Below are 16,146 nucleotides of genomic sequence, written 5' to 3' on the forward strand. Positions count from 1 at the left end.
GATCGAAAGCCGTCAGGGAACCTGTTGCCAGACCTTGCCCATCCGGGCCAGGACCCCAGCGTAGAGTTCGATGCCGTCCCAGAGGTTCTGCAATCGCAGGTTCTCGTTCTCGCCGTGCTGGTTGTTGTCGTGGTTGACGATCGGCAGGACGGCAAACTGGGCCCCCAGCACTTCGACGAACACCGAGAGCGGCAGGCTACCGCCCAGCGTGGGTACCCGCATTATGGGCGCGCCGAGAAACTCGTCGACGGCAGTCAGCAGTGCCCGGGAACCGGGGCCGTCGACCGCAGTACGGGCTGACGCGTAGCCGCTTAGCCAGTTGAGCCGGACTATCCGCGGATGGGCCCGCCGGGTGGCCGAATCGGGTGTCTCGGACACGATATGATATCCCTGGGCCCGAATATGGCGTTCGACCAGAGCCCGGATCCGTTCGGGGGTCTGATTCGGCACGAGACGGAAGTCGAGGTAGGCCGCAGCCTCCGGTACAATCACGTTCGCCCCGCCCCCGGCTGCGCGCCCACCGCTCAAACCGCTCATGTTGAGAGCCGGCAGGGCAATCGCCTCGGCCAGTGAGGCAGGCGATCCCTCGGTCCGCCCGATCCGGAACTCCCCGATCAGCTGCGACTCGACGGCCGGAATCGAACGGAGGGCGTCGCGCTCGGCCGCCGACAGCGGCACCACGTCGTCCATGAACCCGGCGATGGTGATTCGTCCTTCGGTGTCGCGCATCGAGGCCAACAGGTGCACCAGCATGGCGTTGGCGTTGGGCGCCCAGTTGCCGTAGTGGCCGCTGTGCAGCGGACGAATCGGCCCATAGACCGTCAGGTCGAGCCCGGTCACCCCTCGGACCCCGAAGACGGCTTGCGGCGCCCGGGTCTGGTGGACCGGGCCGTCGCCGAAGATCCAGTAGTCGGCTGCGAGGAGCGACCGATACTTGGTGAGCATGGGGCGGAGGTTGGCAGAGCCGGCCTCCTCCTCGCCCTCGAAGAAGAACTTCAGGTTGACGGACAGCGGCGTGCCTGAGGCCTTGAGCGCGTCGATGGCGTGCAGCACCGCGACGATGGGTCCTTTGTCGTCGCTGACACCCCGTGCATAGAGGCGTGCCTCCGGGTCGAACCGGCCGTTGACTCCGGCCAGATCCAGCTCCTTGGCCGCCGGACCAGGAAACCCGGTGCGCAGCACCGGTCGCCAGGGAGAACTGGCCCAGCGGGTGGAGTCGACCGGCTGACCGTCATAGTGCGCGTAGAACACGACCGTTCGCGTGGCGCCAGGTGTCAGCAATTCGCCATAAACTGCCGGCGGCGTACCGTCGAGCTCGAGCATCCGGGCCGAGATACCGCGGCGCTCCATCATTCCGACGAGGTGGCGGGCGTTGGTCCGGATGTCGTCCAGGTTGGAGGCGACATTGGGAAGGGCCACGAAGTCGGCAAGCTCGCGTACGATGGCCGCCTCGTGCCTGACCCGGTACTGGCGGATTTCGCTGCGAAGATCAGATTGTGCCGGGAGCGACGCGCCAGGGACGGCGACCAGGAGCAGTGTCGCCAGGAGCCACCGCCGACCGATTCGAAACCGCTCCGTTGGAGGTAACGTACGCTGCGAGTGGCGCGGATACCTGGCGCTGGTGGTGCTATCCCCGGCAGTTACCGTCATCGAGAAAGCGGACATGGCCAATTCTTCCGATAAGAGTCGTGCGGTTACCCTGATTCTCGGCCTGACGCTCGGCGTGTTCGGTGCGCATCGTTTCTATGCCGGCAAGATCGGCACGGGATTGCTGATGCTGGTAACCGTCGGCGGCTGTGGCATCTGGTATCTGGTCGACAACATCATGATCGCGACAGGCGGCTTCCGCGACGCCGAAGGGAAGCTGATTTCCCGCTGGGAGCCCGAGGGCGACGGCCAGGGAACCGGGGTGCCGCAGGAACTGCTCGACGAGATCTACGCGCTGCGCACCGAAGTCAACGAACTGCACGAGCGGGTCGAGTTCAACGAACGCCTTCTGGCGGAACGGACCGGGGCGCGACCGGACGATCGTTAGGCACCGTGCCCGTCTCTTCGACGGCAATCGGATCGCCGACCCGCAGGGTGCCGCTGCCGCGGTGCGCCACATTCATGCCGAACATCACGCCATCGGCGTGTTTGCGGAAGCTGGCCAGGGTCCGAAGCGGTTCCTTGCCCCGCGCCCCGGTAGCCTGATCGGTGGTGGTGACCGGACAGCGGGCGCAGAGCTTGAGGCCCTCGAATCGGATCCCGCCGGCGGAAAAGACCCGCCAGCGATCTTCCGCAAACGGCGTGCTGCCGCGGACGACGAGGTTGGGCCGGAATCGGTTCATCGGCAGCGGCACCTCGAGGCGGCGGTTCAAATCTTCGAGCGAGGCCTCGCTAATCACCAGGATCGGATAGCCATCGGCAAAACTCACCCGGGCGCCGATCGGGTCGTACTCAGGATTGGTCCGGCGGAGCGCGTGGTCCGGGAGGTAGATCAGGCGGAGTGAGGCGCCGAGGGCCTGGCTGATCCAGTCGGCAGCGACTGGACCGAGCTCGACCCCATCCGTCTCGTCGTCCCAGATCGCGACCCGCCGGGTTGGACTGTCGGGAGCTGGTCGGGCCAGAACCAGCGGTTCGAGGTTCGGAGCGGAGAGGGTAACCCCGCTGTTCGACGGGACTGCGCCGATCTGGCAGAGCGCCGGAATTTCCCGCTGGGTCACAAAGCTCCCGTCCGCCTCGATGACCATCCAGCGCCGGTCGTTCTTGGGCCCGAAACGGTCGAGCTCGACTTGGTCGAGGGAAAGACCGCGCCCGCCCTTGAGCGGATAGATGTGAAGCGAAGCGATCGAGGTCATCCAGATGCGCGGTTGCTGGAGCGTCGCAATGTAACCTCGATGCCGAGAACGAGCCGGGCACCTGGGCCTGGTTTGATGATCGGTTGATCCGCAAACCTGGCGGGTGTTGCAAAACTGGCCCTGGGTAGGTAGCTCCATAGGCTATGAAAACACCCTCACATGACTTCCTCCGGGCCCTGCTCAGCGCGCCCGGCCCCTCCGGCTTCGAGGCCGGGCCGGCTCGTCTCTGGCGCGACGAGGCAGCGACCTTTGCCGACAGTGTCTCGGCCGACGTCAGCGGCAATTCCTACGCGACCGTCAAAGGGCAGTCGGCAGGGCCCGGGGTGATGTTTGCCGGGCACATCGACGAGATCGGCCTGATGGTCCTCTACATCGACGAGCACGGCTTCCTGAGCTTTGATACGATCGGGGGATGGGACGAGCAAGTACTTGTGGGACAAAGAGTTACGTTAATCGGACGTGATGGACCGGTGGCTGGGGTCATCGGCAAGAAGGCCATCCACCTGATGGAGAAAGAGGACCGCGAGAAGCCGAGCAAGGTGAAGGATCTGTGGATCGACATTGGTGCCACCTCTCGGGCCGAGGCGGCTCTGCGGATTCGAATTGGCGATGCGGGGGTCATCGATGCGGGAGTGCTGGAGTTACCGAATGGTCGGATCGTCAGCCGCAGCATCGACAACCGGATGGGGGCGTATGTGGTGCTGGAAGCGCTTCGGCTGCTGGCCAAGGATCGTCCTCAGGTGGGGGTGACCGCCGTCGCCACGGCTCAAGAGGAGATTGCCTACACCGGAGGCGGTGCACGCACCTCCGCGTCGGGACTGCTTCCCGCGGCGGCGATTGTTGTGGACGTAACCCATGCTACCGATACCCCAGGGTCGGATCACAAGCGCCACGGGGAGGTCAAGTTGGGGGGCGGGCCGGTTCTTTCCCGCGGCTCGTCGGTCAATCCGCGGGTGGCCGATTTGCTCGCCGAAACGGCGGAGTCGATGGCAATACCGTATGTCTGGCATGCGTCGCCCAAGTACACCTCCACTGACGCGGACGCCATTGCGACGTCGATGCGGGGCGTGGCGACCGGGCTCGTCTCGGTCCCGAATCGCTACATGCACAGCCCCAACGAAATGGTGGTGCTTGAGGACATCGATCGGGCAGCGGCGCTGCTGGCGGGATTCGCGCGGCGGATTACGGCTGATACCAACTTCATTCCATGAGGAAGCGGGGCAGGATGCGGGTTGCCGGGTGGATAGCGGCATGGGTTCTTGCGGTGCCGGTCAGCGACGCTGCCGGGCAGGCGACGGTCGAGTCGGCGTTGCGGCGTGATGTTCAGGTCTTGAGCGCCGACAGTCTCGGCGGTCGGTTTACGGGCAGCCCGGGCGGCGATGCAGCGGCGCGGTACCTGGCGTGGCGCTTCGAAGAGGCGGGTGCCAAGCCGGCGCCGGGCGGATGGCTGCATGAGTTCACCATGCCTGCCGACCTGGCCGGGTTCAGGTCCCTGCCCCCCGACCGCCGTCCGACTCGGGCGGCCAATGTCGTCGCGCTGGTGCCAGGGACCGATCCGGAGTTGCAGAACGAGTATGTCGTGGTTGGTGCGCATTACGATCACCTGGGCGATGGGCACGCCAACTCGCTCGGTACGCCCGGGGAGATTCACAACGGCGCTGACGACAATGCGTCCGGAACGGCTGCGTTGCTCGACATTGCCCGGCGTTTCGCGGCTGCTCCCGCCAAGCGGACCGTGGTGCTGGTCGCATTCTCCGGCGAAGAGTTCGGTTTGCTCGGCTCGGCGGCCTACGTGCGTTCGGCGCCGGTCTCGATGGAGCGCACGGTTGCGATGGTCAATCTCGACATGGTGGGTCGGCTGCGGAACGACCGCTTGCTGGTGTTCGGGTCGGAAACGGCAACGGAGTTTCCCGCGATGCTCGATTCGCTCAACGGGACTCACCGGTTCGACCTTCACTACTCCGGCGACGGCTTTGGTCGCAGCGATCAGCAGTCGTTCTACCTGGCGCGGAAGCCGGTGCTCCACATGTTCACCGACTTGCACGAGGATTATCACCGGCCGAGCGATGACTGGGACAAGATCAATCTGCCGGGGCTGGTCAGGGTCGCCGCGTATACGACTGATGTGGTGCGCGCCATTGCCGACCGTCGGACGCCGCTGACGTTCGTGATGGGGGCGCCACCTGCGCACAGCGGCGCGGCTGCGGCGCCGGTGTCGGCCGGGTATGGCGCCTATCTGGGGTCGATTCCGGATATGGGGTCGGGTGGTCCTGGTGTCCGCTTGTCGGGAGTGCGTCCTGGCAGCCCTGCGGATCAGGCCGGACTCGCCGAGGGAGACGTGCTGCTGCGGATCGGCGACTTCGAGATTGCCGATCTCCAAGCCATGACCGACGCTTTACGCAGCTACAAGCCAGGGGAATCCGCAGTGGTCCGTTACCGGCGTGGAGCTGATGAACGTTCGACCACCGTCGTGTTCGGCCGGCGGGGAGGCTGAGGATGGCGGTCTTGGATGGAGCGGCCATCGCTGCTCAGCTGCAGCAGGCGGCGCGGGATGGAGCCGGGCGGCAGGCGCTGCTGCAGCTTGCCGCCGACCGGATCAGGGCGGCGGGATCGCCCTATACGTCGGCCTATCTCTACATGCTGCACGGGCAGGAGCTGGTGCTCGAGGCGTTCAGCGGTCGGGAAACTGATCACACCCGCATCCCGGTCGGCAAAGGGGTCTGCGGCACCGCGGTCGCGACCGGGCTCGATCAGAACGTGCCCGACGTCCAAGCCATCGGGAACTACCTTGCCTGTAATCTCGAAACGCGCTCAGAACTCGTGGTGCTGATCCGGCGCGGCGAGGAGATTCTGGGACAGATCGATATCGACAGCGACGTCATCGACCCGTTCACCGCCGCCGAGGAAGCTGAGAACCGGCGCGTTGCTGAGGCGCTGGCCGAGTTGCTGTAGGCCTCAACTGCCCGGGATGGCCGAGGCTGTCCCGGGCGGCCGCTCGACTTCCGAATCAGACCGTATCGTCCAGCCAGAACTCCTCAGGGGCGCGCTCACCGCTGGCACGCAGGTCGCGTTCGCGAGTGCGCAACTCGACCCGCCGGATCTTCCCGCTGATCGTTTTCGGAAGCGCGGCAAACTCGAGCCGGCGAATCCGCTTGTAGGGTGCCAGCTTCGCAGAGCAGAAGCTCAGGATGGCGCGGGCGCTTGCGGCGTCAGGCGGGGCGCCCGGGACGAGCACCACGAAGGCTTTGGGTACCGCCAGTCGCAATGGGTCCGGGCTTGGTACCACGGCGGCCTCCGCCACCAGCTCGTGCTCGATCAGGACACTCTCGAGTTCGAACGGGCTGATCCGGTAGTCGCTGCTCTTGAAGACGTCGTCGCCCCGCCCGACAAAGTGGATGTAGCCTGCCTCATCCCGAACGGCTTCGTCCCCGGTACGGTAGAGACCGCTCGCCATGGCCGCGTCGGTCCGTTCGGGGTCGTCCTCGTAGCCTGTCATCAGCCCGACCGGTCGGTCGGCCAATCGGATGGCAACCTCGCCCTCGGTGGCGTCCCGTCCGTCACGGTCCACGATGGCGATGCTATACCCGGGAAGCGGCTTGCCCATCGAGCCAGGGACGATCGGAAAGCCCGGCGGATTGCCCACCAACGCCGTCGTCTCCGTCTGACCGTAGCCGTCGCGGATGGTGAGCCCCCAGGCCGACTCGACCTGGGCAATGATCTCGGGGTTAAGCGGCTCGCCGGCGCTGGCCAGTTCGCGGAGGGCGGCTGGGCGCTCACCCATGGCCTCGAGCACGAGCATGCGCCAGACCGTCGGCGGGGCACAAAGCGAGGTGACTGCGTGCTGATGCAGGATCTCGAGTGCTCGCTGCGCACTGAACCGCGCCGCATCGTGCACCAGCACCGTCGCGCCCGCGTTCCAGGGGGCAAAAAAACTCGACCAGGCGTGCTTGGCCCACCCGGGTGAACTGATGTTCTGGTGGACGCCACCTGGTTCGAGGCCCAGCCAGAACATGGTGGACAGGTGGCCGACCGGATAGCTCTGGTGCGTATGCAGCACCAGCTTGGCCTTGGCGGTTGTGCCCGAGGTGAAGTAGAGGAGGAGCGGGTCGTTCGCACGAGTCGCCACCCGCGGCAGGCTGGCGGGTGCCGAAAGGGCTTCATCGAACGGTGTGAACCCCTCGGCCGCTCCAGTGCAGAGCCGCACGCCGAGCCGTTCCCGATTGCGCACCTTGCTGGCGCCGGGCTCGTCGGTCACGATGTGACGGACCTGGCCCCGAACCAATCGGTCTTCGACGTCCTCGACGGTGAGCTGAGTCGTTGCGGGAATCACGACCGCGCCGATCTTGATCGCGGCGAGCATCGTCTCCCAGAGCGGCAGCGTGTTGGACAGCATCAGCAGCATCCGGTCGCCGCGAGCGACGCCCTGATCGGTCAGGTAACGGGCCAGTCGAGTCGATCGCTCGTCGAGTTCCCGGAAACCGATCCGGGTCAGCTCGGGCCCGGCGGTGGTGTCACGGATCAGGATGAGCGCCGTCTGGTCAGTTTGGGCCGCGTAAACAGAGAACCAGTCCCTGGCCCAATTGAACTCGTCGAGCACCGGCCAGCGAAACTCCGCGCGGGCGCGTTCGAGGTCATTGCGATGGCGGAGCAGTGTCGCGCGGGCGCGCTCGAAGGTTTCGGTCGGCGTCATGACGCGAAGCTAGGCCGCGTTTGCGGCTTGCGCAATCGAGCGTACCGAGGCAGCAGTTGGCGTCCCCATTCGGGGGCCACTTATCATTGCCAGCCCGGGGTGTTGTGGATCATGGGTGTCAGGGCACCGTTATGGCAGTAGCAGCGACCATTCTCCATGCCGACCTCGACGCGTTCTACGCGTCGGTCGAGCAACTGCTCGACCCGTCGCTCCGGGGCAAGCCAATCGCGGTCGGTGGGGGTGTTGTCCTTGCTGCATCGTACGAGGCCAAGGCATTCGGTGTCCGTGGAGGCATGCCGGGTCGCCGGGCGCGGGAACTCTGTCCCGGGTTGATCTTCGTACCCGGCCATTTTCGCGAGTATCAGCGTCTCGGCGATGCGGCCATCGCCGTGCTGGGTGACTATACGCCACAGGTCGAGCGAATCTCGATCGACGAGGCCTTTGCGGACGTGGCCGGCTGTACCCACCTGTTCGGCCCGCCGCCGGCCATTGCTGCCGCGATCCGTCAGCGGGTCCGCGACGATCTGGGCTTGCCGATCTCGATCGGTGTCGCGCGTACCAAGCATCTCGCGAAGATTGCTTCGCAGGTGGCAAAGCCCGATGGCCTGGTCGTCGTCGAGCCGGGCGGGGAGCGGGAGTTTCTCCACGACCTCCCGGTCGAGCTCATGTGGGGTGTCGGTCCAGCGGTCAGGGCCCGGCTCGCCGCCATCGGCGTCCGTACCATCGGCCAGCTGGCCGCCGTACCCGGCGGGTCACTCGAGCACTTGCTCGGGCGCGCGATTGGCGAGAAGCTGGTCGCGCTCGCGCTGAACCGGGATCCTCGCGGGGTCGAGCAGCACCGTCGCGCGCAGTCGGTCGGGGCGCAGTCGGCGTTGGGTCGGGTTGCTCCGGACCTGCGACGTCTGCGCCCGGTGCTGGTGCATCTGGCCGATCGGATCTGCAGCCGGCTCCGGACCAAGGGCCGGGCCGGTCGCACCGTCACCGTTCGGGTCCGGTTCGCGGATCTGCGCGCGGTGACGCGGGCCATCACGCTCGACGCTGCGATCTCGGCCACCCCAGTCCTGGCTGACGTGGCGCTCGGCCTGGTGCGCACGGTGCTGCGAGAGCACCCGAAGGAGCGGGTGGTCACCCTGGTGGCGATTGCCGTATCCCACTTGGATCAGAATGCGCACCTGCAGCTGGAGCTGTCGCTCGACCTCCCGGACGAGGCTCGCCGGCCCGGAACGCCAGCTGGCTTGGCCCGCCGCGCCGCGGATGGAGCGGTCGACGCCATCCGCACCCGGTTCGGCTGGAATGCCGTCGGTTATGCCTCCGTAGCGCTGGGCAAAACTCGGACGGTTCCGGACGGATTTCGGGAACTCGCCGAAAAGGACCGCTAGCTGCGGTCGTGGATCAGAGCGGAAAGACGCCGATCAGCACCGCGACGACCGTCATCACGATGGTGGTGGCAAAGAGGTACCCGATCGAGTAGCGCTGGTGAGTACCGAGATCCAGGCGAAGCAGCCCGACCAGCAGAAACGGTGACGGCGTGAGCGGCGTGACCGGAAAGCCCGTCGTCATCTGACCGAGCAGGGCTGCCTGGGCAATCTGCGCCTTTTCCAAGCCGAAGTTCTGACCGATCTCCGCCACCACCGGCAGCACCCCGAAATAGAACGAACTGGCGTCGAAGAGCAGGCTGAGCGGCATCGACAACACCGCAACGATCACCGCCAGGTGCGGGCCGAGTTGCGGCGGCAGCAGTCCGGTGCCCGCCTGTGCCAACGCCGTCAGCATGCCTGTTCCGGTCAGGATGCCGCTGAAGACGCCGGCCGCAAACAGCAGGCAGGCCATCATCAGGGCTTCCTTCGCATGCGCCTCGAGGCGGCGCCGCTGCTCGCCGATGTCGGGATAGTTGAGCAGCAGTGCCAGCACCGTCCCGACCATGAACGCGATCATCGGCTCGGTCAGTCCGAGTACCAGAATGGCAATGATGGTGATCGTCAGCACCAGGTTGACCCAGAAGCGATCCGGCCTCCGCAGCGGATCCGCAGCGGTTTCGGCGGGGTTCGCAGATGTGGTGTCCAACTCGGCTGCGCCAACCAGGCGGGCCCGCTCACGCGTGCCAAGCCACCACGATACCGCCAGCACGAAGACCGTTCCCGCCGCTTCGGGGATGATCAGCGGGCGGAACAGGTCGGCGGGCGAGATCTCCAGGACGGCGGCGGCCCGCAGCGTGACCGCGGACCAGGGCAGGATGTTGACGCCCGCTCCCATCGCGGCGGCGCATGCCAGGACGCGGCGGTCCAGACCAAGCCGGTTGTACAGCGGCAGCATGGCGGTGACCGTGATCAGAAAGCTCACGGCGCCGGACCCGCTCAGGTGGCTCACCAGCGCAATCAGCGTGGTCCCAACCACGATGCGTCGCGGGTCGCTGCCGACGACGCGGACGATGGCGCTAACGATCGAATCGAGCAGACCTGCATCCGTCATCACGCCGAAGTACAGGATCGCGAAGACGAACATGCCCATGACTGGTGTGACGCTGCGGACCCCGTCGGTAATCATGGCGGTGGTCGCACCACCGGTCCCGATTGCGAGCGCGGCCAGGATCGGGAGCGTGATCAGCGCCACCAGCGCCGAGATTCGCCCTGACATGATTGCGATCAGCGTGAGCATGATCGTGATGAGACCTGCCCAGGCCAGCATGGCTCAGGCGCTCCGCTCGACGCGGTTCTGATCGGTCATCCGACCTCCCCGGGGAAACTCTCGATTCTTCGGCAGGATTCCTCAACATAACGCGCGGCAACTCCCCCGCACCACCGCCTTTCGCGTCCTGTGCTACCTCAAGCCCTTCCAGAATTGCCGGCCTGAATCGGGGCGAGATTGCCGATGACATCCTGTGGGATTGCCGGGCCTTGACAAATTATCTTGTCAATATGATCATCGATCCCCATGGAGGATCTCGAAGTCGTCACCGATGCGGTCGCCGCGGCTGCGGTGCTCGATCCGGTGCGGAACCGCTTGCTGGCCGAGCTCTCCAGTCCGATCTCGGCGGCGGCGGTTGCGGATCGGGTCGGGCTGACTCGGCAGAAAGCGAACTACTACTTGAGGTCGCTGGAACGACTGGGCCTGGTGTCGGTGGTCGGTCAGCGCCAATGGGGCGGGCTGACCGAACGGCTCTTCCTGGCTAGCGCCGCCGGGTACGTCATCTCGCCTGCGGCGCTCGGACCGATGGCGGTCGATCCGGATCGCGCCGCCGACCGATGGTCTGCGAGTTACCTGGTCGCCCTGGGAGCTCGGATGGTTCGTGAGGTCGGGGAGTTGTGGCGCGCCGCCCGGCAGGCAGGCAAGCGTCTCGCCACCCTGTCGATCGATACCGAGATCCGGTTCCGAAGCCCGGCCGAGCGGGCTGCATTCACGCAAGAGCTGACCGACACCATGGCTCGCCTGGCTGCGCGGTACCACGACGACAACGCGCCTGGCGGCCGCCGCCATCGCCTCGTCGTGGTTGCGCATCCGATCATGGCCGAGCCGGAAAGGAGCGCAGCATGCCACTGAAGCACGAGGGCGATCGTCGTTGGGTCGAGATGGAGTTCCTGGTTCCGGGCACCCCGGAGCAGATCTGGGCCGCCGTCGCGACGGGGGCTGGTATGACGGCATGGTTTACTCCGACCAAGGTCGACGAACGCGTTGGCGGCGCCATTGAGTTCGACTTTGGCGGTGGCGCGTCATCGTCCGGCAAGGTCATTGTCTGGGATCCGCCGGTGCGCCTGGTCTACGAGGAGTACGGCTGGAGCGGCGACGCGCCCCCGGTCGCGACCGAGGTGACGGTGGAAACTCGGTCACGCGGCCGCTGCGTCCTCCGCATCGTGCACAGCATGTTCACGACCGACGACCAGTGGGACGATCAGTTTGACGGATTCGAGTCGGGCTGGCCGGGGTTTATCGAGGTGTTGCGCATCTATCTCGCGCACCATCCCGGCGCCAAGGCTGCGGTGGTCCGCGCTCCGGTCATTCACTCCGGCGATACGGCCGCGGCCTGGTCGACACTTGCAGGAGAACTCGGCCTGGCCGGATTGGACCGGGAGGCACGGTGGACCGCTCCCGCGAACCTGCCGGCTGCAACCGGTGTGCTTGAGCGGATCCAGCAGGATGCCGGCTCGCATGAAGCAATGCTTCGGCTGGACCAGCCGCTTCCGGGCGTGATGTATATCGGCGCGTACCGGTGGGAAGCGCAGGCCAGGGCTGTCGTCATCCTCTACCTGTACGGCGATCGGGCTGCTGAGCTGGCCGCCCAGCTCGAACCCGCCTGGGTGGCGTGGATGGCGAAACGATTCCCGGCCTGAGACAGGTCCGCCCGGTTTCCCTGACCGCCGGCCTCATGACGGGGTCGGCGGGGGTTCCGGGGGCGCTTCGACATTCAAAACGGTCACGGCAACCTCAACCGGCGGAGTCGCCCCGCTCGCGGGAATGTTGTCGACCGGGCCGTACTCCTCGGTGAACATTTCCCAGACGGTAAGAAACAGGCCCGCCACGACCGGGCCGATCACGAATCCCGACAGTCCCACCGAAGCCAGACCGCCAAGGATCGAGATGAACACGATCCAGTCAGGAATTCGGGTCTCGCGTCCGACCAGGATAGGGCGGAGTACGTTGTCCACCATGCCGATGACGAGCGCACCGACCAGGACGAGGATGACGCCCTTCGCGACCTGACCGGTCAGCGCCAGGATGATGGCTGCGGGTACCCAGACGATGCCCGACCCCACCGCAGGCAGCAGCGAGATTACCGTCATCACCACCCCCCAGAAGACTGCTGCGGGGATGCCCAACAGGGCAAAGGTGACCCCTCCCAGCGCACCTTGCGCCATGGCAACGATGATGGTGCCCTTCATGGTCGCCCGGGTGATGCGAGCAAACCGTTCCATCAGCTGCCGTTCGCGCACGTCGCCCAAGGGCAGGGCCCGAACGATCGCGGCCGTTAGGCGATCGCCGTCTCGGAGGAAGAAGAACAGCAGGTAGAGGGTCACCACGATCATCAGCAGCATGCGCAGCGCATTCTGCCCGATGGCCAGCGCCTGCGACGCCAGAAAGCGACTGACCGTAACGGCCACCCCGGACAGACTCTGTCGCAAGCGGTCGACGTCCAGACCGAACCGTTCCATCACGCGAGCCACCTGCGGCATGGCCCGCTCGGCGGCGTCGATCGGCGCCTGTACGTTGATGGCGCCACTCTCGATCCGCTGGTAAAGGGCGGCGGCCTCGCTGGTTACCGCCGCGCCAATCGCCGACAGCGGCAGGACCACGACGACCAGGATCAGCAGGATGGTTGCCCCCGCGGCCAGGGCCTCGCGTCCGCCCAACCGCCGATGCAGCCAGCGGTAGGCCGATTCGAACAGCACGGCCAGCACCACGGCCCAAAAGATCGGTGTCGCAAGGCTGCCGACCATCCAGAGAAAGGCGATGGTGACGCCGGCAACCAGCCCGATCAGGAAGGTCTTTTCCATCGAGGTACGCAGTGTGGTGGCCATGGGGTGGGGCTCCGCAAGAGGCCACCGATGTACGCAGCGCCAGCGTTGCGAGTCAAGCCCGACCCGGGCGCGTCAGTCGGTCAGCGCCTCCCGGGCATCGACGCGCGCGGCCTGGCGTCCCGGCAGCCAGCACGCCAGGGCCGCAACCGCGAAGAGACCGATTGCCACGGCAACCATTGTCACGGGATCCGCCACCCGGACGCCATACAGCAACGAACCGAGCCACCGCCCTTCCAGCAACGTCAGACCCAAGCCGACCGTGATCCCGATCCCGGCGTGCCGGAGGCCGCGTCGCACGATCAGCGAGGTCATGTCGTCCGGTGCGGCGCCGAGCGCGAGACGGATCCCGATGGTGCGGCGCTCCTGCCTGACGGTATAGGACATCAGCCCGAATATTCCCAGCGCAGCAAGCATTGCGGCGGTGACGGCAAAGCCGACCAGCACGGCCGTCCAGCGACGCGGCGCGGCCAGCGAGTGGCCCAGGCGGGCCGTCAGGGTCGAGGTGGCGACAGGTAGCTCGGCATCCAGCGTCCGAACCATCTCCTGGATCGAGCGAATCGCATCCGCTGGGCTCCCGGGAGTCCGTGCAATCATGTGCATCCGGCGCGGTGTAGCTTGGACGAGCGGTTGATACACAGCGTCGGCGTTGGCGGTAAGACCCTGGTACTTCACATCCCCCACGACACCGACCACTGTGGTAAGTGGGCAACTGGTGCATCCCCCGCTGACCATCTGCTTGCCGACCGCGCTGCCTTCGGGATAGTACCGTTTGGCCCACGCAGCACTTACCAGCACGACAGGCGGGCCGAGACCGGAATCTGCCGGGGTGAACATGCGGCCTTCGAGGAGGGGGATGTTCAGGGTGGCAAAGTAGCCCGGGGTGACCCAGACCCACGGCGCGGTCGGTTCGCTGCCGCCTGACGGGACGGGTTTGTCGAGCAGGTCGAAGTTGTTCATCGCATCCGACTCGTCGGGTGGCAGGCTCAACGTCATGCCAACCGCAGTGAATTCCGTCATGTCGTGAACTCTCTGCTCGAGCTGGCGCCAGAAGGTCTGGATGGCAGGGTAGCCCCCGTAGCGAGAGTTCGGGAGCGCGAGCGTGGCGGTGACGACGCCTTCCGGATCAAACCCAGGATCGACCCGGCGGAGTTCGATCAAGCTCTGCACCAGCAGGCTCGCACCCACCAGGAGCGGTAGCGCCAAGGCAAACTCGGCAACCACGAGGGCGGAGCGGATCGTGCCCGTGCGCCGGTCGGTTCCGGCGCGACGGGTATCGATGCGCAGCGATGTGCTGGCCCGACTGGCGAGCGAGGCGATCATCGCAGGCGCGCTGATTGCCAGGCCGCTTGCCAGCGCGGCGAGCAACAGGAAGCCGAGGGCCCGCGCATCGAGCGCGACGTGATGGACGCGGGGCAGGTCGGTAACATGCTCAGTCACCAGACGAACGCCTGCGGAAGCCACCATCAATCCGAACACGCCAGCGGCGAGCGTGAGGATCACGCCGTCGGTCACCAGCAATCGGGCCAAGCGGCCCTTGCCGGCGCCGAGCGCGAGGCGAACCCCAAACTCCTGGGCTCGGCCCGAGGCGCGGACCAACATCAGCGTGGCCACGTTGGCAATCGCCACGAGCAGCACCAGGCCGACGGCCGCCGCAAAGAGGTTGACCTGCTGCCCGGCGTCGCCGACGATCGTCGTCACCAGCGGCACCGGCGTGAGCTTGGCGGTCTGATCGCGGAACCCGGTGGCCCAGAGAGGGAAGATCCGCTCGCTGATACCGGCCAGGTCGCGGGTGGCCGATTCGAGGGTCGCTCCCGGTTTGAGGCGGCCAACGACTCGGAGCCAGAACGGACCTCGCCTCGACGGCGTATCGAGCTGAAGGGCAGTCCAGAGTTCGGCCCGGATTCCGGCCAGCTCTCGGACCGAGGGCGGGAAGACTCCGACGATCTCATGACCGGTGCCGTCGATGGTGATGGGCTGGCCGACGGCACCGGCTGGGTCGCCCCAGCGTTGGCGGGCCATCGCGTCGGATACCAGAGCCACCGCCGGGGCGCCTGGTGTTTCGTCGTCGGGTCGGAGCGGGCGGCCTATGGCGACCGGCGTGCGGAGCGCGTCGAAGAATCCTGCTGTTGCCCAGCCGACGAGAAGCTGGTCCGGGCCGCTTGGACCAGGCACCTCAACCGGAAGAACCCGCAGCGCCCCAACGGATTCGAAGCTCTGCTGCTGCGCGATGATGGCTTGGGCATCGACCGTCGAGATGGCCCAGCGGTTGGAGGGATTCTGCTGATAGACCCGCAGCAGGCGGTCCGCATCGGGGTGCGGCAGCCGGGCAAGAAGGACGGCGTCGACCACGGCAAAGACCGTGGTGCTGGCACCCAGGCCGAGTCCTAGGACAACGACGGCAGCGGCAGTGAAGATCGGGTGCTTGCCGAGGTTGCGAACGGCGTAGCGGACGTCAGCCAGCAGCTCTTCGAAACCACGGGTGCCACGGGCGTCGCGCACCTCCTCCTTGAACTGCTCGATTCCGCCGAAAGCCAGCAGTGCCGCACGCCGGGCCTCGACCGGGTCAGCTCCTTCCCGAATCCGATGCGCCACTTCCTGCTCCACATGGAAGCGCAGCTCAGCGTCGAGTTCCCGTTCGGAGCGTCGCTTGAGGGCCAATCCCCTGAGGCGTTCGCGCCAATCGCTCAGCAGGCTCATCCTTCCGCCGCCAGGCGGAATGCCAGCACCCCTTCGATCGCTCCCGAGGCCCGGCGCCACGCCGTGATCTCCTGGTCGAGTTGAGCTTCGCCTGCTGGCGTGAGCAGGTAGTACCTCGCCTGACGGTTGTTTTCCGTGGTGCGCCACTCGGACCGAATCAGGCCCTTGCGGAGCATCCGCTGCAGGGCGGGGTAGAGGGACCCCTGTGGAACCAGAAATACCTCGCGGGACATCTGACCGATTCGGTGGCCGATGCCCCAGCCATGCATCGGTTCCAGGGAGAGCGCCTTCAGTACCAGGAGCTCGAGGGTGCCCTGCAGCAGCTCCGATGGCTGGCTCATATCTTCTCCAGATAATCTGGAGAAATACTACAGCTTTTCCTCCAGACCGTCAACAGAAGTGTCGGTCG

14 protein-coding genes are annotated in these 16,146 nt (G+C 66.3%); 7 read left to right on the forward strand and 7 right to left on the reverse strand.

The window, feature by feature from the left end; genetic code table 11:
- Window positions 1-12: 12 nt before the first annotated feature.
- Window positions 13-1,665: a M20/M25/M40 family metallo-hydrolase gene (locus KF785_01265; GenBank protein ID MBX3145371.1), complete on the reverse strand. Its 1,653-nt coding sequence runs from the start codon at window positions 1,663-1,665 to the stop codon at window positions 13-15.
- On the opposite strand from KF785_01265, the gene KF785_01270 reads away from it, so the two are divergent.
- Complete coding sequence (locus KF785_01270; protein ID MBX3145372.1) at window positions 1,664-2,035, forward strand: NINE protein; 372 nt, start codon at window positions 1,664-1,666, stop codon at window positions 2,033-2,035. The two genes, KF785_01265 and KF785_01270, sit on opposite strands and share 2 nt — an antisense overlap.
- Here the strand turns inward: KF785_01270 and KF785_01275 are convergent.
- Window positions 1,983-2,840: an MOSC domain-containing protein gene (locus tag KF785_01275; protein MBX3145373.1), complete on the reverse strand. Its 858-nt coding sequence runs from the start codon at window positions 2,838-2,840 to the stop codon at window positions 1,983-1,985. The two genes, KF785_01270 and KF785_01275, sit on opposite strands and share 53 nt — an antisense overlap.
- Before the next feature lie 143 nt (window positions 2,841-2,983).
- Between KF785_01275 and KF785_01280 the strand changes: the two genes are divergently transcribed.
- The 3 genes from KF785_01280 to KF785_01290 are packed head-to-tail and all read left to right on the forward strand — an operon-like array spanning window position 2,984 to window position 5,792.
- Window positions 2,984-4,051 carry a M42 family metallopeptidase gene (locus KF785_01280; protein ID MBX3145374.1) on the forward strand — a complete coding sequence of 356 codons (1,068 nt, stop codon included), beginning with the start codon at window positions 2,984-2,986 and terminating at the stop codon, window positions 4,049-4,051.
- A gap of 14 nt (window positions 4,052-4,065) precedes the next feature.
- Window positions 4,066-5,334 carry a M28 family peptidase gene (locus KF785_01285; protein ID MBX3145375.1) on the forward strand — a complete coding sequence of 423 codons (1,269 nt, stop codon included), beginning with the start codon at window positions 4,066-4,068 and terminating at the stop codon, window positions 5,332-5,334.
- Window positions 5,335-5,336: 2 nt separating this feature from the next.
- Window positions 5,337-5,792 carry a GAF domain-containing protein gene (locus KF785_01290; protein ID MBX3145376.1) on the forward strand — a complete coding sequence of 152 codons (456 nt, stop codon included), beginning with the start codon at window positions 5,337-5,339 and terminating at the stop codon, window positions 5,790-5,792.
- A gap of 55 nt (window positions 5,793-5,847) precedes the next feature.
- Here KF785_01290 and KF785_01295 read toward each other — a convergent pair whose 3' ends face one another.
- Window positions 5,848-7,530 carry an AMP-binding protein gene (locus KF785_01295; GenBank protein ID MBX3145377.1) on the reverse strand — a complete coding sequence of 561 codons (1,683 nt, stop codon included), beginning with the start codon at window positions 7,528-7,530 and terminating at the stop codon, window positions 5,848-5,850.
- Window positions 7,531-7,661: 131 nt separating this feature from the next.
- Between KF785_01295 and dinB the strand changes: the two genes are divergently transcribed.
- Window positions 7,662-8,909 carry a DNA polymerase IV gene (gene dinB, locus KF785_01300; GenBank protein MBX3145378.1) on the forward strand — a complete coding sequence of 416 codons (1,248 nt, stop codon included), beginning with the start codon at window positions 7,662-7,664 and terminating at the stop codon, window positions 8,907-8,909.
- A gap of 13 nt (window positions 8,910-8,922) precedes the next feature.
- On the opposite strand, the gene KF785_01305 is transcribed toward dinB, so the two are convergent.
- Window positions 8,923-10,215, reverse strand: a complete 1,293-nt coding sequence (locus tag KF785_01305) for a citrate:proton symporter (protein ID MBX3145379.1) — start codon at window positions 10,213-10,215, stop codon at window positions 8,923-8,925.
- A gap of 246 nt (window positions 10,216-10,461) precedes the next feature.
- Here KF785_01305 and KF785_01310 point away from each other — a divergent pair, with 246 nt between their 5' ends.
- Window positions 10,462-11,067 (forward strand): helix-turn-helix transcriptional regulator, encoded by a 606-nt coding sequence (locus tag KF785_01310; GenBank protein ID MBX3145380.1) that lies wholly within the window; start codon window positions 10,462-10,464, stop codon window positions 11,065-11,067.
- Window positions 11,058-11,855, forward strand: a complete 798-nt coding sequence (locus tag KF785_01315) for an SRPBCC domain-containing protein (protein MBX3145381.1) — start codon at window positions 11,058-11,060, stop codon at window positions 11,853-11,855. The genes KF785_01310 and KF785_01315 overlap by 10 nt, the downstream gene beginning before the upstream one ends.
- A gap of 33 nt (window positions 11,856-11,888) precedes the next feature.
- Here KF785_01315 and KF785_01320 read toward each other — a convergent pair whose 3' ends face one another.
- The 3 genes from KF785_01320 to KF785_01330 all read right to left on the reverse strand — a co-directional run bounded on the left by KF785_01320 (window position 11,889) and on the right by KF785_01330 (window position 16,078).
- Complete coding sequence (locus KF785_01320) at window positions 11,889-13,040, reverse strand: AI-2E family transporter (protein MBX3145382.1); 1,152 nt, start codon at window positions 13,038-13,040, stop codon at window positions 11,889-11,891.
- 72 nt (window positions 13,041-13,112) lie between these two features.
- Window positions 13,113-15,737: an ABC transporter permease gene (locus KF785_01325; GenBank protein ID MBX3145383.1), complete on the reverse strand. Its 2,625-nt coding sequence runs from the start codon at window positions 15,735-15,737 to the stop codon at window positions 13,113-13,115.
- On the reverse strand, window positions 15,734-16,078 hold the full coding sequence (locus KF785_01330) for a PadR family transcriptional regulator (protein ID MBX3145384.1): 345 nt from the start codon (window positions 16,076-16,078) through the stop codon (window positions 15,734-15,736). The genes KF785_01325 and KF785_01330 overlap by 4 nt, the downstream gene beginning before the upstream one ends.
- Window positions 16,079-16,146 lie beyond the last annotated feature (68 nt).

It is taken from the genome of Gemmatimonadales bacterium (assembly GCA_019637315.1).
GTDB lineage: Bacteria > Gemmatimonadota > Gemmatimonadetes > Gemmatimonadales > GWC2-71-9 > SHZU01.